Genomic DNA, 22,660 nt, shown 5'->3' with positions numbered 1-22,660 from the left:
TTTATCAAGCAACCCTAAATCATTGAAAAATTTAATAATCCACATTGATAGTTTTTACCTATCGAATTGATAAATCTATCCCATTATCTTTGTAAGAGTGATGGGATTATTCTGTGGCTATCAGTTTATAAAGTAGAAGAGTTTGAGATGAATAAGAGCGCATTAATCGTTGAAGGTGGAGCAATGAGAGGCATTTTTGCTGCCGGAGTTTTAGACGCCTTTATGCAAGACGATTTCCGTCCTTATGATTTTGCCATCGGCGTATCTGCAGGTGTGTCGAATCTGGTTGGCTACTTATCTCATGCACCAAAACGTAGTTATGATGTGATCACCACTATGGCGACGGATAAGACCTTCTTTAACCCTGCTCGCTTTGCTAAAGGCGGTAACTTAGTGGACGTGAAATGGTTATGGAACGAATCCAATCAACGTTATCCGCTCGATTGTGGTGAGTTGTTTTCAAGCATCCCACTCATCGCTGCTGTCACAAATGTCGATACGGGCAGTGCGGACTACTATCATATCAAGCCAGAAAACCTCTCTAACGTGGTGGAAGCAACCACCGCTTTGCCTATTGCTTACCGAGAAACACCGTGCTTCTCTGGTGGCTGTTATACCGATGGTGGTGTCGCGGATTCGATTCCGGTTCGCGAAGCCTATCGTCGTGGTGCGCGAGACATTACGGTGATTCTTTCTCATCCTTTGAGTTACCGAATGAAGCCTCAAAAGCACCAATGGATGCTGAAAAAGCTACTAAAGAAATTCCCAAATATTGCTGAGTCGATGGCGGTGCGTGCCGACAACTACAACCAGTCTTTGGAGTTCATTCGTAACCCACCCAAAGATGCGACAATTAAAGTGATAGCGCCGCCAGAAGCGTTCGCAGTGAAGCGTTTGACTATGGATCAAAGCACTCTTAATGCAGGTTATGAGATGGGCATTAAAGCGGGTGAAGAGCACCTTGCCATTCGAAAAGGCGTGTATGGTTTAGACACCGAAGATTGTCATTTCTGCGTCTAGGAAGGGTTTTAGAATACTGAATAAATGAAAAGCCACGCTGTTCACTTCAGAATAGCGTGGCTTTGTGTTTGCAGAGCTAGTTTGTTTTTAACTCGCCGGCTATTAGCTCAGTAGGCTATTAAATCAGCCTGTTATTAAACGAGTTCGTTGCCGCTGGTGTTGCCCGCAAAGAAAGCATCGACACTGGTGAGCGTTGTATTGGCGATGTTGAACAGCGCATCTTTGGTCAAGAAAGCTTGGTGACCTGTGAACAGCACGTTGTGACAAGCGGATAGGCGACGGAATACGTCATCGACAATCACATCGTTAGATTTGTCTTGGAAGAACAACTCTTTCTCGTTGTCGTAAACATCAAGACCAAGCGCACCAATCTTACTCTGTTTAAGCGCTTCAATCGCAGCGGTTGAATCCAGTAGTTCACCACGGCTGGTGTTGACGATCATCACGCCATCTTTCATCTTCTCAAATGCCGTTGCATCCAATAAGTGGTAGTTCTCTTTACTCATCGGGCAGTGCAGAGAAATTACATCAGACTCTTGGTAAAGCTCGTCGAGTTCAACGTATTTAGCGCCTAACTCAACAGCTAACGGGTTTGGATATGGGTCGTAGCATAGGATATTCATGCCTAAACCTTTCAGAATTCGCATTGTCGCTAGGCCAATCTTACCTGAACCAATCACACCAACCGTTTTTCCGTGGAAGTTAAAGCCTACCAAGCCTTCAAGAGAGAAGTTCGCATCACGAGTACGTTGGTATGCCTTGTGTAGTTTACGATTCAAACACATCATCATGCCGACTGTGTGCTCTGCTACCGATTCTGGTGAGTAAGCCGGAACGCGAACCACTTGCAGACCAAACTCTTTGGCTGCGTCTAGGTCGACCTTGTCAAAGCCCGCACAGCGCATCGCGATCAGCTTGGTGCCGCCTTGAGCAAGAATCTCTAACACGTCTCGCGATAGGTCATCGTTTACAAACGCACAAACCACTTCGTTGTCGTGTGCCATTTTTGCTGTTGTTGTAGTGAGTCGAAAATCGTGAAAATGAAACTCAGCGTTGAGTTCGCCTTTTGCCAGTTCGAATGATTTTTCGTCGTATGATTTTGAGCTAAAAAAAGCAATGTTGAGCATGGCTTCCTCTCTTACCTAAAAAATGAAAACCCCAATTATGTTTATTTGATAAGGGGTTAAAACTAATAACTCTGTTCAGTGTGCTAGAGTTTTTTTCTCTTGTCTATCACCATTAGTCATTGTAATTACTATGGTTACTTGGTCTTTTTCTTCAGTTCTTGAACATTAAAAATCACAGTACGAGGCAGCTTGCTTATAAGTTCATCAATATTGAATGGATCTTACTTTCGGGTGTTGAACATCTTCTTGGTCTCTTTCTCAGACCAGAAGTTAATGTTGAATTGTGCGTCGTCGCTAAGCTCTACTCGATGCCAATATTGAGGTGGGCTTGTGGCAAATTGCCCAGCTTCGATTGTGATAACACTTTCTGGTTCTGTCGCTTCTGCATCGGCAAAACCGTAGAAGGTGACGGTGCCTTCCATTACGCAGATCTGGCCGAATACGCCCTCAGCGGTATTGTGATGATTGAGAAGCGCAGCTGGTATGTTGTCTTTGGTGAAAAATGGAGTGGAACGTTGAATTTTCCAGTGTGACGGAATACGTAAATGACTCATATAAAACCTCTTCTCTAACTGTTCTTTGAAAGTTGTGCTTCTGTCTAACGGTTGGCGGTTGTTATTTACCAGTAGTTCTCACTACTGAATTGACCGGGTTTTCTGCGTAAGTGCTTTTCGAAACCTAAGCTGGTTAGTGCTTCACTTGTGTCGCGAACCATTTGCGGATTGCCGCAAAGGTAGAAAAAACTGCGGGTTTGATTGAAAGCGACAGACGCGGTTTGCTCAAGGTCGCCTCCAAGTAACAAGCTTGGGATTCGTCCGCGCAAAGTTCCGGTGACTGATTCTCTAGAAATAATTGGCACATATTGTAGTTTCCCTTGGAAGTGATGAACGAGTTGAGCGATACGGTCTCGATAAGTCAGGTCTTGTTCTGTTCTTACGGCATGAACCAGTACAAGGTTTTTGAACGAGGCGACTTTTTCAGATTCGGAGCCGTTTTGCTGTTGTATCTGCATGCTTTCGAGCATTGAGATAAAAGGCCCAACCGCGGTTCCGGTCGAAAGCATCCATAGATCGTCGGCGATCTCTGGGATCTCATCCAAGGTCATAAAGCCACTTGGGTCTTTGCCGACAAAGATGTCATCGCCCACCTTCAATTCATGAAGTTGAGGTGAAAGTTGACCGTTCTGATCCTTAATAATCAAAAACTCCAGATGTTGATGACCTTGTTCGTGCTCTGGTGCGTTTACCATCGAATAGGCGCGTCTTACGAACTCATCCTCACTGTTAAGCAAGCCAAGTTTCGTGAACTGCCCCGCCTGATAGTGAGAGACAGGAGCACTGACTTGAAGTGAGAACAGTTGATCTGTCCATTCCGTCTTGTTTAAAACTTTACCGGTTACCAAACCATGAGGAATATCTGTCATATCATCACCTTTACGTAGAGAAGTTATCTCATTAAGGATACTCAACTATTTACATTTTGGAGTTGCATGTACCATGCCAATAATGAGAATGCTTATCAATACTGCTTTGTGGTGAAAATAATTTGAAATTGTGTCAAATGGACTTATTTAACTTCGAGTCTAAATGACATCATTGATATTTTTTGATGCTGATTTTGTTGATTAAGAACGATGAATTGGTCTTTAGATACAAGCAAAATTAGTGCAGTGGTTTGACCCCTAGGGTATTCAACCAATTACTAAAGAGAATATTTTGCAGATGAGTATAATGGCGGCTTTCGATCTCAATATAGCCGTGTTTTATGCTTGATAATCTTCGTATGGCCTTGAACGTATTGTTCGTGACCATCAATACCGCAATGACTGCGTTTACCGTGAGCTTCTTTGGCCTCATCAAATTGATTCTGCCAATCTCTGTTGTACAGAAGTCGTGTACTCGTTTAGCTAACTTCACATTTTGGTGCTGGGCTTCGCTCAACCTTTGGATGTTGAACGTGAACAACGACATCGAGTGGCAAGTCGAAGGCGGGGAAGATATCTCGACCAAACAGTGGTATTTGATGATGTCGAATCATCTGAGCTGGGCGGATATTGTTATTCTGTCTTCTATCTTGAAAGACAAGATGCCGATGACTAAGTTCTTCCTTAAGCATGAACTGCTGTACGTCCCTTTTGTTGGACTGGCATGTTGGGGGCTAGATATGCCCTTCATGAGACGTCACTCGCGTGAGTTTTTGCTGCGTAATCCTGAGCGTCGTAATGATGACTTCGATGCAATCAACAAGGCGTGTACTAAGTTCAAGCTAGCGCCGACAACCTTGGTTAACTTCGTTGAAGGGACGCGTGCCAATCACGAGAAACTGGCGACTGCGAAAACACCTTATCGACACCTACTTAAGCCTAAAACCGGCGGTGTGGCATTTGCTTTATCTGCAATGGGGCCAATCTTAGATGGTATCGTGGATGTCACTCTGGCTTATCCGGAAAACCAGACTTCTCCGTTTGAAGATATGCTAAAAGGCAAAATGACCAAGGTCGTGGTGCGCATTAAACTGCATCCGATGGATGAGAACGTAAACGGTAATTACTTTGAAGATAAAGCGTTTAAGCGCCGTTTCCACAGTTGGTTGAATAGCACGTGGAAAGAGAAAGACGACTATCTCGATACGGTTTATGGGGTTGATACGCTCCGTGAGGCTGAAACGATTGATGGGCTTGATACGGTTAATAAGAAGCAAGAGCAGTAAGCTCAAACCAAACAGATAGCATCAAAAAAGCCGATAGTTCATTGAACTGTCGGCTTTTTTATTGAATTGGTTTTATCGGCTTTGAACCGTGAAGTTAGTACTTACTATGTTTTTAACTCTTTAAAGCGAAGACACTCAAAGAGAATGCAAAGTTAAATTGCTTGATAAGCCTCGATGATGTGTTTCACTTGGCTCAGTTTGCCTTGCTTCTCTTGTCCTTGATGGATGCGCAAGTAGTGCTGCAATGTTTTGGCTTTGTATTGCTGTGATACCTTCACTTGTTCATCACAACTTGGTGTCCAGATCTTGTCACCGACGTTTGATATCTCGCTAATGGTTTGGTTCTTTTTAGCATCACCGCGGCTATTACTCACCAATAAAATCTCGTAATAACGACGGTTCTCTTCAATCAACACTTCTTCAATAAGACCAAAATTAAGCGCCTTTAAATGGCTTCTTAGCTCGAATTGCTGATGCACCGGACAAAGCAAGAAATCGATCGCTTTGTCTGGGTGTTGACGATGAATATCATCGACGAGCTTCTGAGTGAGATCGCCACCGACGCCCGCAATAATCACCAGGTGTTTGCCAGTATGTTTCTCAAGCGGGATAGCGGCGACGTCCATGCAGTAGACTTGCCATTGGCTGGTAACCGTTTGTTCGGCTTTATTATTTTGTGGAAAGTAGCGCGCTAGCTTGCCTTCAAGCTCACTCATCAGAGACGGGACAATGTCGACAAAGTGAATCTGAGGCGCTTTATTATCCGACAACAGTTGAACACCCAAAAAGCCATGATCACAGCAACAGTCCCAAATATGTTGGTAGTCGTTGCTGACAAGGGAGTGGAGAGTTTGCAGTCGGTTACTTAGCTTCATAAGGTTCGCGTCGTTAGAAAAGGGATGTGGTCTTATCGAAGGCGCATTGTAATGACTTTCTAGAAAAACAAAAGCACCTAGGGTGTGAATCCTAGGTGCTTTGTGGTGTGTGATGGCTACAAAATGGTTAGTGTGGGTTTACGATGCTTTGGCGACGGCTCTGATATGCCCTTCCACTCGGTTCTTACCAAGCTGTTGCGCGATAAGCTTTGCCTGTTCCGCTAGCGCTAAAGCTGAGTCTGTTTCGCCCTCTATTTGCGAGTATCCCACGCTAACCCCTAGTGATAAGGTGATATCTGGAGTGACGATGGTTCTCTCCGCGATTCCGACTCGGCACTGGTCTAGCTGGAATTTTGCATCTTTCACATCATTGGCTTTGAACAATACCGCGAACTCCTTTCCTCCAACACGCGCCAAGCAAAGGCCTTTCGGTTTAGGGAAGTAATAGCGTATCGATTCTGCAGTCAGCTTGATCATCTTGTCGCCCACAGCTTCACCGTAGGCACGGTTTACGTGGTCGAAATTATCGATATCAAGCAGTGCGACATAGGTGTCGGGCTCGCTCACGTAGTTTTCGATGGCGATGCTGAAACTGCTTTTATTGTCTAACTGCGTCATCAGGTCTTTGCTACTCAATTGATGTTGAAGCAGTAAGTTAGACAAAGAGACTTCAGTGTAATCACGGATCATTCGCAGAATACTCTGGCTGATCGGTAAGTTTGCGTTCACATAGAGCACTGCGATCAACTGCTTGCGAGAGTGCAAAGGAATACAGTAATGGCGTTGGTGTATTTTGAGTTTACATGCCAGTGGATCGGCGTACTTACCACTTCGGTAAGCCATGGTGTCCGGTGTAAATCGCTCTGCAAGGGCTTTGTCACAATGTACCGTTGATTTGTTTCCGTGATAGTCGATGGTACTGAATGCGTGGTTCTCAGGCTGATAGAGACAGAATTGAATGCCTTTTTGGTAGGTAAAGCTATCCAGTATGGATTTTAACTCTCGCTTAAAGCTTACAAGGTCATCGACTTTATTCAGTTGTGACAAGGACACGTTCAAACGATAAGCCAAATAGTTTGCGCCAATCCACAATAGAAGCAGTGAACCAAGTACCAAGCCAGTTAGCGTAAATTGGTGTGAGCTGGTTAAGATGTCGTGGCGATCGGTGCCTGCGATGAATACCCAGTTCAAGCTGTTGTCAGCGTCAAACACCGATATTTTGAAGTTATCTTGATAGTAGTATTCGTGCTTACCAACGGTTTCACCTTGTGAGAGTTGATGGCTGATACCTGCGTGATAGCTGACTGATTTAGTTCCGATACGTTTTGGATCTGGGTGGAAGACCAGTCGTTCTGTTGCTCGGTCAACCACAAACACATAGCCATGATTAAGCGTTTTTAAGTCTCTTAATCCTTGAGTGGTGTGTAGAAGGTCAAACTCAATCCATATTTCTTCATTCAATTTTTCCGCCGTGTGTTTAACTGCGAATACCCAACGACCATCTGCTTTTTGGTAAATCGAAGAGATGTAGAAATCTTCAACAACACTGTCTATTGAGTTCCATTTTATGGCGTCGATTTGTTCATGGGAAAGAGGTAATCCACGACTTGATATATATTGTTGGGATTGTGGTTGGTATCGAACGATATCGGAGAAGTTTGGCGTTCTTTTTAGAATATTATCACTCAATTCTCTGAATTTTTTGTCACCGATTGGTGCCGCTTTAGGTAAGCCTAGACTGGTTTCTAAAAAATAGAGTTTGCCGAATGTGGCTTCGATGTTGGAACGAATGGTAGAGCTTGCGATACGAATGTTTGATGATGATTGTTCTGTTGCTGCTGTTTCTACTTTTTCAAGCTGAGCCACAGCAAGATAGAGCATCCCTCCAGTTAATAAAATAATGTATGGTTTAAAAAGCCGAATTAATGTTTTAGGTAAAGCCATGATATCCAAAGACGTTATAGATTCATTTTTATAGTACGGCAATACTAAACAGTTTCATTAACCACATCAATGCAAATGATTCCATATGGATGAATGATTTTTGAGATATTCAGCTAACAAAAAAGCCAGTTATAAATATAACTGGCTTCTATGGTTTTCGGTGTTTTATTAAGCTGACTTAGCTTTTACTTTAATCAAATCAGTCTTCTCTGGTGAGTAGTGCAAAATTGCCATCGAAGTGGGCGATAACAACATTTCACCTTCTGCATGACCGGGTTTAACGTTTCGCGAGTTGGTATCACAGATGGTTACCCAGTTTTGTTCACGATCATTCGGTAACGAGAAACGTGCTGGCGCATTGGTTTGGTTGATCAGATAAATCAACTCGTCGCCATCTTTACCAATACCTAAATGCAAAGCTACTGAGCTTAAGCGGTTCCAATCATCATGTTCCATAAGTGTGCCATCAACACGGCTCCAGAAGATGCGGTTAGAGTTACGCTTTTCGCCACTGAATGCCTTAATAAACGGCACCATGTATTGCTGACGAGCAGAGATCATTTCAGATAACCAAGTCTTGAAGTAAGTCTTGCGCTCTGAATCTTCCCAGTTAAGCCAGCTGGTCACACCGTCTTGGCAGTAAGCGTTGTTGTTACCTTTTTGAGTGTGAGATAACACATCGGCCGTCAAAATATGAGGAATACCAAAAGCAAACAGCAGGCTCGCCATGAAGTTTCGTTTCTGCTTTTCACGTGTCGCGATAACTAACAGGTTTTCAGTTTCACCTTCAACACCGTAGTTTTCAGAACGGTTGTCGCCGTGTCCATCGCGGTTGTTCTCACCATTCTCTTCGTTGTGCTTATGCTTGTAAGAAACAAGATCCTGCATGGTGAAGCCATCATGGTAAGTGATGTAGTTGACGGTTAATTTATACGGCCAGTGCGCTGCACTGTAGATGTCACGTGACCCCATCAAACGGGTTGCAAACTCTTTTAGGTAGCCTTGATCACCACGCCAGAAGCTACGAGTGATGTCTCGTAGTTTGTCGTTACACTCATTCCAGCCTAGCGGGAAATTACCCACTTGGTAGCCATTCGGACCGATGTCCCAAGGTTCTGCAATGAGCTTGGTTTCTTTAAGTACAGGGTCTTGAGCCACAGCTTTAAAGAATGCAGCCTCAGGGTTGTAGTTATCACCCTCGCGTCCCAGCGTTGCTGCTAGGTCAAAGCGGAAGCCGTCGATTTGGAACTCACTTACCCAGTAGCGAAGCGTATCCATCACTAAGTTGAGTGCAGGCTGGTGGGTGAGATCAACGGTGTTACCACAACCCGTAAAGTTCGCGTAATGACAGCCATGTTTAATGTAGTAGCGGCTATCTAGCGCTTTGAGGTTGAAGGTTGTACCACCTTCGCCACCTTCCGCCGTGTGGTTGTACACCACGTCTAGAATAACTTCGATGCCATTGCGGTGAAGTTCACGAATGGCGGTTTTGAGTTCATTAACGGCGTCTTTTTCTGCGTAGCGTGGGTCTGGCACCATGAACAAGTATGGGTTGTAACCCCAATAGTTCACTTTATCCATGTCCAAGAGATGAGGCTCATGCATGCACGCAGCAACGGGTAGAAGCTGTAGAGAGTTGATATTTTGTTGTTTGTAGAACGCAAGCATTTCAGGGCTCACTAACCCTAAGTAGCGTCCTTTAGTATTGGCTGCCACTTCTGGGTGGAGTTGAGATAGGCCTTTTACATGCGTTTCAAAAAGAACAGTATCTTCGCGGCTAATGCGTGGCTTTTCTACATCTTGCCAATCGAAGGTGTCATCAACAACGACACATTTCGCCATCGCAAAGCTTTTTTCATTGGTATATGGCGTGACGTAATTGAGCGGTTCGCTTATTGCTTTGGCATACGGGTCTGAAAGCAGGATAGGACCGTTGTCCGTTTCTGCAATGAAGCCGTATTTTTGTCCCGCTTTAATACCATCAATAAAGACATATCTGATATCAGCGTATTCATTTTCTAATTTATAAGTGGTGAATTCGTCGTTCTCGTCAAAAAGAGCGAGAGAGAGTGATTTACAGTCAGGAGAATAAATTGAAAAGTTGCAGCCAGTGTTACCTAGCGTTGCGCCTAGTGGATAAGGGCGAGCGAGCGTTCTAGTCATTGCTTGATTTCTTGTTCGTTTATCGACATCAGTGAACTATAAGTAAAAAGCTTTGTCACAGTAAGGTCAAGCAACTTCACAGAATAATTATTGTTAAAAAAATAATTTACCGATTAGGTTCAAATTATATATTTGAAGTAGATCCCACTTATATTGAATAATTAGATCTGTGTGCTGTCTACTCCTCCTAGATTAAGTGATCTAACTCCTGTAAACACCGTTCTGTATAAATTCTACTCCCTTCTCATCCCCCTTAATTTAGTTCAGGGCGGAGGAAGTCAAACTTGTCATCCCCTCTTAATATTGGCTCCGTTGAAACGAATCAGGGGAAACCCTAAACCTCTCTATCTTACGTCCGCCATAACTGCCTTTGGTTGTCGCAAGAGAGCAAAAATATAAAACCTAAAAATAAATCGTCCTTAATGGAGTTAAGAATGAAAAAAGTAAGTTTGATTGCTGCAGCGGTGACTACTGCACTTATGGCTGGTTCTGTATATGCAGAAGAAGTAGCTCTTGATGTAACAAGTGGTGATGAAGCAATGGAAGTTGAGGTTAAAAACCCAACGGAAGTTATTGCTGATGGTTGGGAAGTTCACGGTTACATGTCTTCTAACGTACGTGTTGTAGATGGTAAAACAGTCGATACTGAATTTGGTAAGCCAGATTACAAAACTGCGGGTACACATGGTAAGAGCACTAACCAAGTTGAATTCGTAATTAAGAAGCACTCTGAATACCAAAATGGTGTTTGGGCTGACTACGTTCTACGTACTGAATATGGTAATGGTAACTCTTACGCATACTCTTCTGAAGGTGGACAGAAGCAGAATACTGACTCTCAGTTTGAAGTAAAAGAGGCCTTTGTTGAACTAGGTGGCGTTCTTGGAGAAGACACATCAATTTGGGCTGGTCAACGTTACCTAAATCGTGCTGCAGGTATCTTGTCTGGTGAGTTCTGGAAACAATCATCAGGTGTTGGTGCTGGTATCCAAACTAAGTTAGGCGGAAATACTGCAGGTATTGCATACACGATGGCTGATACAAATGATTCCATCAATAATGGTACTGACCGTGCAACACTTTCTTCTCTTGACCTCTACTATTACGGTGTTGACGCAGGTATCGGTTCATTAGATTTTGATTTGAAATACGGCCAACAAGCTCTTGACGGAGAAAATGACGACGGCTTCGGTGCGTCTTTGACTCTTAATACTAGCTACTACGGCTTAGATGGTTGGACTCAAAACGCGATTGCATACGGTACAGGTGTAATGCAAAACCGTGGCGTGAACTTCGGTAACTGGTCAGGCGGTAATGATGATGCTGAGTCTCTATTCTTGACTTCTTACGGTGTCCTAAATATCTCAGAAAGATGGCAACTAGGTACAGAAGCGACATATATCACAGCTCTTGATGAACTTTGGGGCGCTGAAGGCCTAACACGTTATATTGTTGCAGCTCGTCCTTCTTACAAGCTTAACGACAATATTCGTTTAGAGGCGACAGCTTCTTACGCACACGAAGAAGGTGATGAAGGTTACTGGGGGCGCACCGGTGATGATGTGGAAAGTGATATTCTTAACCTAGAAATTGCCACAGCATTCACAGCAAACTCAGACTACTTTGGTCGCCCACAAGTAAAACCTTACATCAGCTACATTAAAGCTGACGACGAAGCAAGTGCTAAGCAAATTGGTATCGAAAACGGTAAAGACCAATTTGTATTCGGTGTGCACACTGAAATTTGGTTCTAAACCATTTACAGTATAAGGCAGCCAATTGGCTGCCTTTTTCCGTTTTCCCCAAAACAACAACCAATAGTGAGAGAGATTAAAATGACAAATAAAAGCTCTATGTTAGCCGTGGTACTAGGTGCCTTGCTAAGCGGTTGTGCTTCAGATGCTCAAGTTCAAACTAAATTAGATGCCCCTACCAACGCAGAAGTATGTTGCAGCGATTTTTCTCAGTTCCCATACGCTCGATTAAATGACAATGAAGATTTAAAATTTGATATCGACCTGGGTTCACCTGTCGGTACATTTACGACCGGTAATAGCCACTTTGCAGCGTTCAAGTTCAGCGAGCGCTCTGGTGAGATGTTAGTTAAGCTTTCTAGTTTGATGATCGATGATTCTGTTTTCGCTCCAGAAGCTATGCTTCTTGATGAGAACTTTAAGCCAGTACAAACATTGAAGTTTGAAGACTTTAAGGTTCAGGCATCCGATGCGTTTACACGCACTAGTTACATTGAGCGCTTACGTGTTGATGCAAGTAAAACACCTTACATTATTATTTACACACCAGCTGATGAGCTAGGAAAAGCGATTAGAGTTGATCACCCTGCGAAAGTTCGTGCGAAAGAGTTTGGTGAAGTGATGCCTATGGTCACTGACCCTGTATACACCAATCAACTAGGTGGTCGTCTAGTATTAGAAGTTGAAACTCTAAAGCTTCGCCCTTACCGTGCTAAAGCTGCTGTAGTTCCAGTGGCTGCTGTTGCCACTCCTGTGGTAGCGACAACTAACAAAGCTGATACACAGATTCGCGTACAACAAGAGACAAAAGACTTCTATTTATCTGCTATACAAAATGCGGTGAAATCTGGTGATGTACCTAAAGCTTTAAGTTTGTTGGATGAAGCAAAAGCTCTCAATGTTGAAGGTGCACAAGAAGCCTTTGTACGAGCTGTCAACGCAAAATAGCTTAATAAATTAGCAGCCTTGTAGCTTAGATCGAACGCTCCTTTAAGGGGCGTTTTTTCTATCTGTATTCATATATTTCAGGTTTAGAGGTAGTTATGCAATCTGAATTGATTCTTATTGATGAGTTCCTAATCCCACAACTTAATCGAACTCGCACACTTCGTATTTATCTTCCTGCGGGTTACCGACAATCAGAACAAGCTTATCCGGTCTTATACATGCACGATGGGCAGAATGTCTTTGAAGAGTCCACAGCGACATATGGGATGTGTTGGGATGCACGAACGGCCCTTGATGAGATGCAGAGACTTGGTAAATTATCTGGGTTAATTGTCGTAGCAATCGACAGTAGTGATGAGCTTAATAAGATGGGGCGTTATAACGAGTATTCACCTTGGAAAGCACATCGAGACATAAAAGAAATGGGCGTGGGTGATGAGTTACTTAAATTTGGTGGTGAAGGTGACGATTACATGGCTTTCATCTGTCGAACATTGAAGCCTTATATAGACCAAACATACAGAACAAAGCCTAGCCGAGAGTTTACGTATCTTGCTGGTAGTTCCATGGGGGGATTAATCAGTTTGTACGGAGGTTCTCTATATCAGGATACCTTTGGCGGACTTGGGGTATTCTCTCCAGCGTTTTGGTTCAATAAAACCTCATACTTCGAATATATGAAAGAGTTGAACTTTAGGTATCCAACAAAAATATATATGGATATGGGAACGGATGAAGCCCGCGAAGGCACAATAGTGGATTTCGCGGATGTATATCTAAGTGGTTCGCGAGAAATGAATAAGTTACTCGCTCAAAAACGGAACGTGACGCTGTTTTATCAAGAAGGTAAAGATCATAAGCATAATGAAACGGCTTGGTCTCTGCGATTCCCTGACTTCATCGACTTTATTTTTAGACAATAAAAGAAGGCCTAATTCCATTCTCTTTCTAGTAATAAGTGGATTAGGCTTTCTTTATATCGGCTTGCTAACAATGGAATTAGTCTTTGGCTACTGATAGCTGTTGTTTATTCCGTTTATTCAACAAGTAGTCATTGTTAAACATGCAACTGTGTTTCCTGGAAAAATCAGGTTTAGCAAATTGTAAGTCACTTAAGATGGTATTACTTTGTTTAGGTTGAATATCAATATGCGCTTGTTTATTGCTTACAGTGACCTGATTTTGGAGACTATCGACCATTATTTCCAACTGCTCCGTCAATGGTGTTGAGATAACAGCCACAGATTTTTGGTCTATATCCAGTTTAAGAACTAATGTTATTTCGGAACTTATTGTACCTTCTAAATTTGACTGAATTTCGTAGTGACAAATACCATTTTTAGATTCAAATGCTAGCCGTAGTTGATTTCCTTTCCCAAAAGGTAGCGTAGCAACCAATTCATGCCAACAACTTGGAAGGTTGGGTGTTAGGTGTATCTCTTTATCTAATAAGCGTGGGCAGTATCCCAAATAGTCTTGTTGCGCGTTACGAGCATATTCGGAAACAGACCAAGCTTGAGCGAATGTGCCTGATTCTACAAGATCGCGGCCATCGACTTGGTAGGCGTCCAAATTCTCACTCATTGTTCCTCTACAGCCTTGTGTAAGGATTTGCCTCGCCAAGTTTTTAGATAGTTGGTAACTGAGGTCTTGCTTCTTAAACTTGTTGAGAGCAGTGATGGTAAAGCCTGCATTCCACCCCCAGATCGTACCATTGTGATAAGCCGCGTCTTTGTGGTACATGGCTTGATTGTCATGATATGGGTGAAAATCAACGTGCTCTTGTTGTAATGAACAGATCCCCCATGGGAACAATAGCGTTTCGACAGCATTCTTGACGATGTATTGCTCTTTTTCACTCTGATTAAGCTCAACTTTCTGAGGAATTGAAATCGTCATGAGTTGGTTTGGACGCACGCTATAATCGGGAACGTCACCTTCAGATAAATGGTCGGCTAATCGATTATGTACATTATCCCAAAATTTGGTTGCGAAGTTTTCCTTCACTTTTCCTGCTTGGATTTTCCAACTCTTTTCTGCTTCGGAGTCGCCCACTAAAGTTGCGAGTTGAATGGCACAGTTTAAGCTTTCAAACCATAAAGCTTGGATGTCATTGGCTTTAGGTCCACGAGGAGACCAAGGTGTCATCCCATCAATTTTTGCATCCATCCATGTATCAGGATGGCGATGTGCCATCAAGCTATCTTCATTATTTAAGTAGTGTCTTTCGACACCTGTGATAAAACGCTTCAGGGTAGGGTAAATAGCCTTAGCGAACGCGACATCACCAGAATAGTTGATGTATTCAAGAGCTTCTCGAATCATCCACGGTGTGCCATCAGTAGTGTTGTAAATGATGTTCGTTTTACTTGTCACGCGATTGGGGATTCGGCCAAAATTCACGGAGCTTTCGTCGAGCATCTGCATTGATGCAAAGTTTTCAATTATCTCTTTGGCTTCGTTAAATAAGCCATTAACCAAGCTTGTTCCTGATAAAGCGATAAACGTATCGCGGCCCCAGCAGTCTTTGAACCAAGGTAGCCCAGCCCAAATACCGGTTCCAAATTCATGGCTAACAAAGGCTCTACTGGCAAGACGTGACCACATAACCGCTCGGTTGTATTCCGGGTCGTTGGTCCACAAATAATTATTGGTCAGGAAGTCATAAACTCGCTGCTGGTGAAGAACGTGCTCGTTATTTTTGACAGCTTGATTTACCAGTAAACTAGCGGATTCAAGAGTGTCAGCAAAGCCTAAATAGACAATAAGGTCTGTTTGTTTATTCGACGTTGAGAGCATTAGTTTTACATTACCCTCTGAGAGTTGAACTAGGTCGCGCAGTTCATGATGATCGTCTAGTGATACCTCTTTTGCATGTATTGAACGGTTGCTAGCAATTGCTACAAATCTTGGGCTGCCTTCAGGGCAAACTTGAGGGCTGAGTTCTAAGACTACATTTGAGCTTGAGGTATTTGAGGTATGAACTGTAGAGTGAACAGTCGGTATGTTGAGTTCTGGAATCAGGCTTAAAATGCTTGGTTTGTTTGACGAAACCGTGAGCGATACAAGCCTCGAACCTTGAACAAGGCTTAGCGATTCCTGACTATTGTCGTAATGATGCTCAATTCCATAAGGCATAAGGCGAGCACATTGAGCTTCTAGCTTATTATTAAACTTGCCGTTGGTATAGCTGGCGAAGGAGCCTAGTATCCAACCTTGGTGGTGGCGATATTTTCCACTGTTTACATAGTTATAGGTAGTACCGTGATAATAACCATCGACGTTATCCCCGAATACAAACGGGAATGACTGTTCCTCTGTGATGGCTAGTTCTTGGAATAGTTGCTCGTGTGGTATTGCAAACTCAGGGTGCTTCCAGTCGGGAAATACGCCCTCAATCTCAATGAGCTTAGTATCAAGGCGCTCTCGTTGAGGTGTTGATTGAGTGTTGTATTCACCTTTGCTTATGGTGAGGGTTGGAGTCGACGAGGAGAATCTAACCTTCAAGGAGTACTGACCTGCCTCAGTGGGAGAGAGTAGTAGGTCATTGCCAATTCCTTGTGTATTGATAAGAGAGATTGCTTGTTCGAACTCGCAAAGTGTTGCTTCACTTTCATGCCCTGAAAGTGTCCATTGCTTCGTTCCATCTGAATCAGAGATCTTGAAGCGATAAAGATCGGTTGATAAGCATATGCTTGCTCTATAAGAGCCATCTTGCTCTTTGATAAGTGGGGTGTCTAACCCCCAACCATTAAATGTACCTTTGAGATAAAGAGTAGGGATTTGCATAACGAGGTGACTTCCAAAACAAAAAAGGCACAGCATGCGCTGTGCCAAAGGACAATAGGATATTAATAAGAAGAAAGGTTATTTGGTAATTTGCTTAGCTGCAGTGTCTAGTGCTTCTTTAACCGTTTGCTTACCTTGCATTGCGTTATCGATTGCAGCACCCTCAGCGAACCAGTAAGCGGTCATTTGAGGGATGTTAGGCATGATTTCGCCGTTTTCAGCGTTCGTCATAGTTGACTTGATGCGTTCATCACTCTCAAGGATCTTTTGGAATGATTTTAGTGTCACGGCGCCAAGAGGCTTATCATCATTCATGGTTTTCAAAGCATCGTCTTGGAATAAGTAGTTTTCTAAGAATTCGACAGCAAGATCAGTATTCGGACTTGCAGCATTGATGCCTGCACTTAGGATTCCAACAAACGGGTTACCCTTACCACCATTTAATGTCGGCAATTCTGCAACACCATAATTAACGCCGAGCTTATCTAAGTTACCCCAAGACCAAGGGCCGTTAATGGTCATCGCAACGTTACCATTGGTGAACTCAGCTTCAGCGACTGAGTAATCCATGTTCGGGTTAACAACCCCTTGGTTTACCATATCAACTAAGAATTGAAGACCGTGAACGCCTGCTTCGTTGTTAACACCAGTGCTTTTTGCGTTATAGCCTGTTTCTGTTTTCTCAAAAGCGAATGCACCACCGGCAGAGATCATTGGCCATGTGAAGTAAGCATTTTTTACATCCCACATAATGGCTTTTTTATCTTGTTTAGCCATCTCTTTTTGAATAGCAGCAAGTTCTTCCCATGTTTTTGGTGGGTTTGGAAGTAGATCTTTGTTGTAGATTAGAGAAGGTGCTTCGATTGCTAGAGGGTACCCTACAATTTTGCCGTTCACCGTTACCGCATCCCAGCTGAAGTCGACAAGCTTTTCTTTGAATTCTTTGCTTGGGTTTAGTTCGTGAAGTAAACCTGATTCAGCGTAACCACCAAAACGGTCATGTGCCCAGAAGATGATGTCTGGGCCGCCGCCTGTCGCAGCGTGTTGTTGGAATTTTGCTTCCAGTGAATCTGGATACTGAACATTGATTTTAACGCCCGTATCTTCTTCAAATTGCTTACCAATTTCAGCGAGACCGGCATAACTTTTATCGCCGTTGATCCAGATAGTAATTTCACCTTCTTCCATAGCAAAAGCTGGTGCATTAAAAAGAGCAGCAAGGGTACAAATAGACAGTGTTTTCAATAGAGGTTTCATAGTTTTATTCCATATTCAGAAGGTTATCCATAACGATAATCACTTCTATCAGTTCTTATTATCTTGGAGTGATTTTATCGGTTTCCTTGTGCCTTGAGAAATAGGTAAACAAACAGAAGATATAGTAAAAATCTATATCATTAAGGTGAGGCTAGAGTTTTAGAGGAAGATGGAAAGCTTTTGTGATGTTGAACATGAAAAGAAATGTGAAGGTGGGCTCAAACAAATTGCTGGTCATTTAGCTATAGCTGGCTAAGGAGGGAGTTGCGTATGTCGGTTTATGCTGTATGAGTTAAAACCACTGATTAGGAACAATAAAAAAGGCAAGGAATTACCTTGCCTTTGTGCGGGGGTTGGAGCTTATAGGGCTATAGTTTTAAAGCAAAAGATTCATAAGGTGCTAAGTGTAATAGCGTATCTACACTTGAAACTTCACCATAGTTGTTGATTAGGCAAGTCGGCGTTTGGGTGCGATATTGTTCAGGAACTTCAAGAGTTAACGACTCTCCTGAGAAGTTACATACGATAAAAAGCTGTTCACCATCCAATTCACGAACGTAGGCAAAAACCTTATCGTGTTCTTCAAAAACAGGAATGAAAGCTCCGTAGACAATTGCTGGATGAGCTTTGCGTAACTCAATTAATTTCTTGTAGTGGTAAAATATTGAACCTGAATCGGCTAATGCACTTTCGACGTTTATATCCGGGTAGTTTGGATTGAGCTCAATCCACGGCGTTACGTTAGAGAACCCTGCGTTAGCTTGATTGTTCCAGTGCATTGGTGTTCTGGCATTGTCACGGCTGTTCTCGTGAATGGCATCCATCATGTGTTCATGAGTGACACCAGACTCTGTTTTTACTTTGTAGAAGTTATGAGTCTCGATATCCTTGTACTGCTCCAAGCTATCGAAGGCAACGTTCGTCATGCCAATTTCTTCACCTTGGTAGATATAGGGTGTGCCTTTCAAGAAGTGTAGACAAGTCGCAAGCATTTTGGCTGACTCGATCCGGAAGTTTTTGTCATCACCGTATTTTGACACCAAGCGCGGTAAGTCGTGGTTATTCCAGAATAGAGAGTTCCAGCCACCATCTGCCAATTCTAGCTGCCATTTCGTCAGAACATTCTTGAATTCTCTAAGGTCGAGCGGAATAGGATTCCATTTGTCACCGTTTTCCCATGTCAGTGTGATGTGTTCAAATTGGAATACCATCGATAGTTCATTTCTATCTTGTCCGCTGTATAGCTTAGCAATCTCTGGTGTTGCGCCCCAAGTCTCTCCAACTGTTAACAAATCTTTATTGCCAAAGGTAGCCTGATTCATTTGTTGCAATAGCTTGTGTAGTCTTGGCCCGTTACCCGTAATTCCTTTATCGATCTCTTTACCGATAAGGTCGATCACATCTAATCGAAAGCCGCCGATGCCAAGGTCAATCCACCAGTTCATCATATTATGAACTTCTTCTTGTACCTTCGGGTTTTCCCAATTTAAATCTGGTTGACGTTTTGAAAATAGGTGGAAGAAATATTGTTGTGTTAGCTCATCCCAATGCCAAGCGCTACCGCCGAAGATAGATTCTTGGTCGTCTGGTGCGCTCCCATCCGGTTTTGCATCACGCCAGATATAATAATCTCTATATGGGTTATCTTTTGAAGAGCGAGCTTGTTCGAACCAACGGTGTTCGTCTGACGTGTGGTTTACCACTAAGTCCATGACAATCTTGATGTCACGTTTTTTTGCTTCGTCCATAAGGCGTTGCATGTCTTCCATGCTGCCAAATTCTTTAGCAATCGCTTGGTAGTCAGAGATGTCGTAACCATTATCATCCATTGGAGATTGGTAAACAGGCGATAACCAAATGACATTGATGCCAAGTTCCTTGAGGTAATCGAGCTTACTGATAATCCCATTTAGGTCGCCGATACCATCATTATTTGAGTCTAAAAAACTACGCGGGTAAATTTGGTAGACTACCGCGTCATGCCACCATTTCTGTTCCATCTCAATTTCCACTTAATTAGTTAGTTGCCTTTACTATAGTGATTTCACCTTTGAGTGGGAAATAGCATTACTAATGCTCTATATAGAAAAATCCTATATCATGTTGCCTATCCGCTGTGTGCAAACATCAGTGGGGTAATTTGTCGAATTTCTAACCTCGCATTTTGTGATCGAATGCAAACTAAGAGAGTCTTATGAATAAGCTATATCGATATTTTCTGATGGTTGCGCATACCGGTAGCATTAAAGGTGCTGCAGAAAAACTGAATATAAGCCAGCCTTCCTTGACTGCTGCAATTAAGAAATTAGAGAGTGATATTGGTGTTGCTATTTTTATTCGGAAGTCAAAAGGCGTTGAACTTACCGAGTATGGGTTGCTGTTTCGGGAGTTTGCGCAAGAGCAGCAAGAAAAGCATCTGTCGCTAATGCACCGTTTTACCGATATGCAGCAGCGCCAATTAGGTAAATTGAAGCTCGGCACAGGCGAAGCTTGGTGGGAACAATTTGTTTGTAAGGCTGTTGAAGAGTACAAACAACAAGAACAAATGGGGTCGTTACATTTAGAGTTCGGAAATAATTTATCTTTGATGCATCACCTAGTTCAAGGGGATATAGATCTGTTTGTAGGCCATGAAATTTATGGATTGCATGAGCGATGTAAAGTGACTTTCTACCCACTATTTCAAGACAAAGAAGCCGTGTTTGTTCGAAATGGTCATCCATTATTAACAAAGAAATATCTAGATTTCAGTTTGTTAAGGCGTGACATGTTGGATTATCCAATACTCCAAGTGACTCCCGATCACTCCAGACATAACTCCGTACTTTCTGATCACGTAAACTCACAATCTGGTGGGCGTGATGTCGAGGTAGTAGGGCGAGATGTTTATGATGTTGATTCTCTTTTTGCAAGCTTAGATATGTTAAGAATGTCAGATGCTGTGATGCCATACAGTCATAAAATGTGTGATTGGATGAAAAAAAGAGGATTTGAAACTTTGTTGATTGATGATTCTAAGCGAGGGAATGTTGGTCTTTACGCGAAGCAGGGAGCGGACGATCTGAAGATTAAAACCTTCATTGAAATTTTACAAAAGGCTAATTTTAATTAGGCTTTAAAAACTAATAGGATTTTGTGAATTTTCGATGGTTTAACATCTCTACTGCTCATGGCATTTAGGTACTTAACATGTTTGATATTTACGTTAAGTACCGTTTATCCTTATTTCGATGTAACAATAATTAATGACTTCGAGAGCCAGTATATTAGATAGCTAACACCCAAGCGAAAGGCGCTAGGGGACTTAATTCAGCGCTGAAGTAACCGACGCCATTTTCCACATATAGTGTCTGTTGTTGGGCGCCTTCAATATGTTCTTTGAGCGGATAGCTTCCGTCTGCGATTCCCAGCTCTTGAATCACTTCTGCAGTAATCTTCAACTCGATATTATCCGTTATGCTTTGGCTAAAGTTAGCAGCTGCGATAACAAGCTCTTCGTTATTAAAGCGCAAGAAAGCATAAACAGAATCACTTAGCTGATTGGATTTGTGTAAATCTTGGTACTCTCCAGTCATAGATGAATGGTTCAGTGCAAACGTCATCACTCGCTGGTAGAAGAGTCGGAGTTGCTTTTCATCATTGTTGAGTTGCCCACCATCGAACTTTCCTCCGTTCATCCATTTTTGATGTTGAGGAACACCGATGTAATCGAATATAGATGTGCGAGAAGGTTGTCCAAAACCTGCATTCTGCGCACCTGGTTCGCCGACTTCTTGCCCGAAGTAAATCATGGTTGGAGAACTACTTAATAGCGTACTAACCAACATGGCTGGCTTAGCGATGTGTGGGTTACCGACAAACTCTGGAGATGCTACACGCTGTTCATCGTGGTTGTCTAAAAAGTGCATCATGTGGTGTTCAATGTCCATCATTTGATGTTGAATCTCAGGGATGATTGCAGTTGAAGCCTTACCTTGCATAATCGCTTTTAGGCCATCGTAAAGATCAACTTTGTCATATAGATAGTCCATTTTACCTAAGCGAATATAATCGCGATAAAGGTCCGGTTGATATACTTCTGCCATCAAAAATGCGTCTTGATTCTTTACTTTTATTGATGAGTTTAGATAGCTCCAGAATTCGACAGGTACCATTTCTGCCATATCGTAGCGAAATCCATCAACGCCTTTGTCTAACCAATACAAGGCAATGTCTCGAAACTTAACCCATGAATCTGGTACGTCAACTTGCTGCCAGAAATGGTAGTGAGCTAGGTGGTCACGTGTAGCATAGTCATTTGGCAGTTCAGGGAAGTCTTTTGAGCCGTCTGGGCGCACACCATAGTTTATCTTTACCGTTTCATACCAATCATCGAAGTTTGGTTTGCTTAAGCGAGACCCATTTCCTGTCCATTTTGCTGGCGATTCAAGGAATGATGAGGCTAAACTTTGGTGTTGTTCTCCTCCTAGTGGGATAAAAGCGGATTCGAACTCGGGGAGTTCAAATGAGCTACCAGGAATGTAATAGAAGTTGTTGTTTCGGTGGTATTCAATAGTTGTGTCGTCCTGCTCGCCAAAGTCACTTATTCCCTCTGGATTATTTAATCCTTTGTAATTACGAGCGATGTGGTTAGGGACAATATCTATGATGACTTTTAAGCCATTATCGTGACTTCTTTTTATCAATGTTTCGAATTCTTGTAAGCGCTGCGCTGGGTTGTCGGCAAGATCTGGGTTTACGGAGTAATAATCTTTGACGGCATAAGGAGAGCCTGCTCGCCCTTTTACAACGCTTGGGTGATCGTCTGAGATGCCAATGTCTTTGTAGTCGTTGATCACTGCATGGTGTGGTACTCCGGTGTACCAAATATGTGTGATGCCGAGTTCTTTAATTTCTGAAAGGGCTTTGTCAGTGAAGTCACTAAACTTGCCAGTACCATTTTGTTCAATGGTTCCCCACGGTGTGTTTTGTGTTTTCTGATTACCGAACAAACGTGTAAAAACTTGATAGATTGAATGTTTCTTGTTGTACATACTTATATTCCATCTCGTGAAGTAGAGGTGTAGACCTTTAT

16 protein-coding genes are annotated in these 22,660 nt (G+C 42.8%); 6 read left to right on the top strand and 10 right to left on the bottom strand.

Annotated elements, in window-relative coordinates:
- Positions 1 to 147 precede the first annotated feature (147 nt).
- Positions 148 to 1,020 (top strand): patatin family protein, encoded by an 873-nt coding sequence (locus MSG34_RS02395; RefSeq protein ID WP_050647742.1) that lies wholly within the window; start codon positions 148 to 150, stop codon positions 1,018 to 1,020.
- Positions 1,021 to 1,154: 134 nt separating this feature from the next.
- Here MSG34_RS02395 and MSG34_RS02390 read toward each other — a convergent pair whose 3' ends face one another.
- The 3 genes from MSG34_RS02390 to MSG34_RS02380 form a co-directional block, all read right to left on the bottom strand.
- Positions 1,155 to 2,147, bottom strand: coding sequence for a 2-hydroxyacid dehydrogenase (locus MSG34_RS02390; RefSeq protein ID WP_017063995.1), 993 nt, complete (start codon positions 2,145 to 2,147; stop codon positions 1,155 to 1,157).
- Positions 2,148 to 2,368: 221 nt separating this feature from the next.
- Positions 2,369 to 2,701 carry a DUF1971 domain-containing protein gene (locus tag MSG34_RS02385; protein ID WP_009845875.1) on the bottom strand — a complete coding sequence of 111 codons (333 nt, stop codon included), beginning with the start codon at positions 2,699 to 2,701 and terminating at the stop codon, positions 2,369 to 2,371.
- A gap of 65 nt (positions 2,702 to 2,766) precedes the next feature.
- Positions 2,767 to 3,570, bottom strand: a complete 804-nt coding sequence (locus tag MSG34_RS02380; protein WP_050632784.1) for a ferredoxin--NADP reductase — start codon at positions 3,568 to 3,570, stop codon at positions 2,767 to 2,769.
- Positions 3,571 to 3,911: 341 nt separating this feature from the next.
- Between MSG34_RS02380 and MSG34_RS02375 the strand changes: the two genes are divergently transcribed.
- A complete protein-coding gene (locus MSG34_RS02375; protein WP_248336173.1) occupies positions 3,912 to 4,856 on the top strand; it encodes an acyltransferase in 945 nt (314 codons plus the stop codon).
- A gap of 152 nt (positions 4,857 to 5,008) precedes the next feature.
- On the opposite strand, the gene MSG34_RS02370 is transcribed toward MSG34_RS02375, so the two are convergent.
- The 3 genes from MSG34_RS02370 to glgX form a co-directional block, all read right to left on the bottom strand.
- Positions 5,009 to 5,731, bottom strand: a complete 723-nt coding sequence (locus MSG34_RS02370) for a tRNA (adenine(22)-N(1))-methyltransferase TrmK (protein ID WP_248336172.1) — start codon at positions 5,729 to 5,731, stop codon at positions 5,009 to 5,011.
- Between the two features lie 138 nt (positions 5,732 to 5,869).
- A complete protein-coding gene (locus tag MSG34_RS02365; protein ID WP_248336171.1) occupies positions 5,870 to 7,612 on the bottom strand; it encodes a diguanylate cyclase in 1,743 nt (580 codons plus the stop codon).
- 231 nt (positions 7,613 to 7,843) lie between these two features.
- Positions 7,844 to 9,838 carry a glycogen debranching protein GlgX gene (gene glgX / locus MSG34_RS02360; protein ID WP_248336170.1) on the bottom strand — a complete coding sequence of 665 codons (1,995 nt, stop codon included), beginning with the start codon at positions 9,836 to 9,838 and terminating at the stop codon, positions 7,844 to 7,846.
- A gap of 434 nt (positions 9,839 to 10,272) precedes the next feature.
- Here glgX and MSG34_RS02355 point away from each other — a divergent pair, with 434 nt between their 5' ends.
- The 3 genes from MSG34_RS02355 (at position 10,273) to MSG34_RS02345 (ending at position 13,463) form a co-directional block, all read left to right on the top strand.
- Positions 10,273 to 11,592, top strand: a complete 1,320-nt coding sequence (locus MSG34_RS02355) for a carbohydrate porin (RefSeq protein WP_248336169.1) — start codon at positions 10,273 to 10,275, stop codon at positions 11,590 to 11,592.
- A gap of 81 nt (positions 11,593 to 11,673) precedes the next feature.
- Entirely contained in the window at positions 11,674 to 12,540 is an 867-nt protein-coding gene (locus MSG34_RS02350; protein ID WP_248336168.1) for a MalM family protein, read from the top strand.
- A 95-nt stretch (positions 12,541 to 12,635) separates the two neighbouring features.
- On the top strand, positions 12,636 to 13,463 hold the full coding sequence (locus MSG34_RS02345) for an alpha/beta hydrolase-fold protein (protein WP_248336167.1): 828 nt from the start codon (positions 12,636 to 12,638) through the stop codon (positions 13,461 to 13,463).
- Positions 13,464 to 13,539: 76 nt separating this feature from the next.
- Here MSG34_RS02345 and MSG34_RS02340 read toward each other — a convergent pair whose 3' ends face one another.
- From MSG34_RS02340 to MSG34_RS02330, 3 genes are all read right to left on the bottom strand, one after another.
- Positions 13,540 to 16,377 carry an amylo-alpha-1,6-glucosidase gene (locus MSG34_RS02340; protein ID WP_248336166.1) on the bottom strand — a complete coding sequence of 946 codons (2,838 nt, stop codon included), beginning with the start codon at positions 16,375 to 16,377 and terminating at the stop codon, positions 13,540 to 13,542.
- A gap of 30 nt (positions 16,378 to 16,407) precedes the next feature.
- Entirely contained in the window at positions 16,408 to 17,586 is a 1,179-nt protein-coding gene (malE, locus tag MSG34_RS02335) for a maltose/maltodextrin ABC transporter substrate-binding protein MalE (RefSeq protein ID WP_048610530.1), read from the bottom strand.
- A gap of 368 nt (positions 17,587 to 17,954) precedes the next feature.
- Entirely contained in the window at positions 17,955 to 19,586 is a 1,632-nt protein-coding gene (locus MSG34_RS02330) for an alpha-glucosidase (protein WP_248336165.1), read from the bottom strand.
- Between the two features lie 194 nt (positions 19,587 to 19,780).
- On the opposite strand from MSG34_RS02330, the gene MSG34_RS02325 reads away from it, so the two are divergent.
- A complete protein-coding gene (locus MSG34_RS02325) occupies positions 19,781 to 20,698 on the top strand; it encodes a LysR family transcriptional regulator (protein ID WP_248336164.1) in 918 nt (305 codons plus the stop codon).
- A 154-nt stretch (positions 20,699 to 20,852) separates the two neighbouring features.
- Here the strand turns inward: MSG34_RS02325 and MSG34_RS02320 are convergent, their stop codons facing one another.
- Entirely contained in the window at positions 20,853 to 22,619 is a 1,767-nt protein-coding gene (locus tag MSG34_RS02320) for an alpha-amylase family protein (protein ID WP_248336163.1), read from the bottom strand.
- Positions 22,620 to 22,660: the final 41 nt, after the last annotated feature.

It is taken from the genome of Vibrio sp. 1CM2L, assembly GCF_023161695.1.
Classification (GTDB): Bacteria; Pseudomonadota; Gammaproteobacteria; order Enterobacterales; family Vibrionaceae; genus Vibrio; species Vibrio coralliirubri.
The sequence above is the reverse complement of the archived record's forward strand: the minus strand, read 5'-3'. Positions and strand labels throughout refer to the sequence as shown.

Bases quoted from the DNA above. Each gene is read 5' to 3' on its own strand.
- MSG34_RS02395 (WP_050647742.1), top strand. From the start codon at position 148: ATGAATAAGAGCGCATTAATCGTTGAAGGTGGAGCAATGAGAGGCATT.
- MSG34_RS02345 (WP_248336167.1), top strand. From the start codon at position 12,636: ATGCAATCTGAATTGATTCTTATTGATGAGTTCCTAATCCCACAACTT.
- MSG34_RS02375 (WP_248336173.1), top strand. From the start codon at position 3,912: ATGCTTGATAATCTTCGTATGGCCTTGAACGTATTGTTCGTGACCATC.
- MSG34_RS02355 (WP_248336169.1), top strand. From the start codon at position 10,273: ATGAAAAAAGTAAGTTTGATTGCTGCAGCGGTGACTACTGCACTTATG.
- MSG34_RS02330 (WP_248336165.1), bottom strand. From the start codon at position 19,586: ATGGAACAGAAATGGTGGCATGACGCGGTAGTCTACCAAATTTACCCG.
- malE (WP_048610530.1), bottom strand. From the start codon at position 17,586: ATGAAACCTCTATTGAAAACACTGTCTATTTGTACCCTTGCTGCTCTT.
- MSG34_RS02365 (WP_248336171.1), bottom strand. From the start codon at position 7,612: ATGCTCTATCTTGCTGTGGCTCAGCTTGAAAAAGTAGAAACAGCAGCA.
- MSG34_RS02380 (WP_050632784.1), bottom strand. From the start codon at position 3,570: ATGACAGATATTCCTCATGGTTTGGTAACCGGTAAAGTTTTAAACAAG.
- MSG34_RS02350 (WP_248336168.1), top strand. From the start codon at position 11,674: ATGACAAATAAAAGCTCTATGTTAGCCGTGGTACTAGGTGCCTTGCTA.
- MSG34_RS02370 (WP_248336172.1), bottom strand. From the start codon at position 5,731: ATGAAGCTAAGTAACCGACTGCAAACTCTCCACTCCCTTGTCAGCAAC.
- glgX (WP_248336170.1), bottom strand. From the start codon at position 9,838: ATGACTAGAACGCTCGCTCGCCCTTATCCACTAGGCGCAACGCTAGGT.
- MSG34_RS02325 (WP_248336164.1), top strand. From the start codon at position 19,781: ATGAATAAGCTATATCGATATTTTCTGATGGTTGCGCATACCGGTAGC.
- MSG34_RS02385 (WP_009845875.1), bottom strand. From the start codon at position 2,701: ATGAGTCATTTACGTATTCCGTCACACTGGAAAATTCAACGTTCCACT.
- MSG34_RS02320 (WP_248336163.1), bottom strand. From the start codon at position 22,619: ATGTACAACAAGAAACATTCAATCTATCAAGTTTTTACACGTTTGTTC.
- MSG34_RS02390 (WP_017063995.1), bottom strand. From the start codon at position 2,147: ATGCTCAACATTGCTTTTTTTAGCTCAAAATCATACGACGAAAAATCA.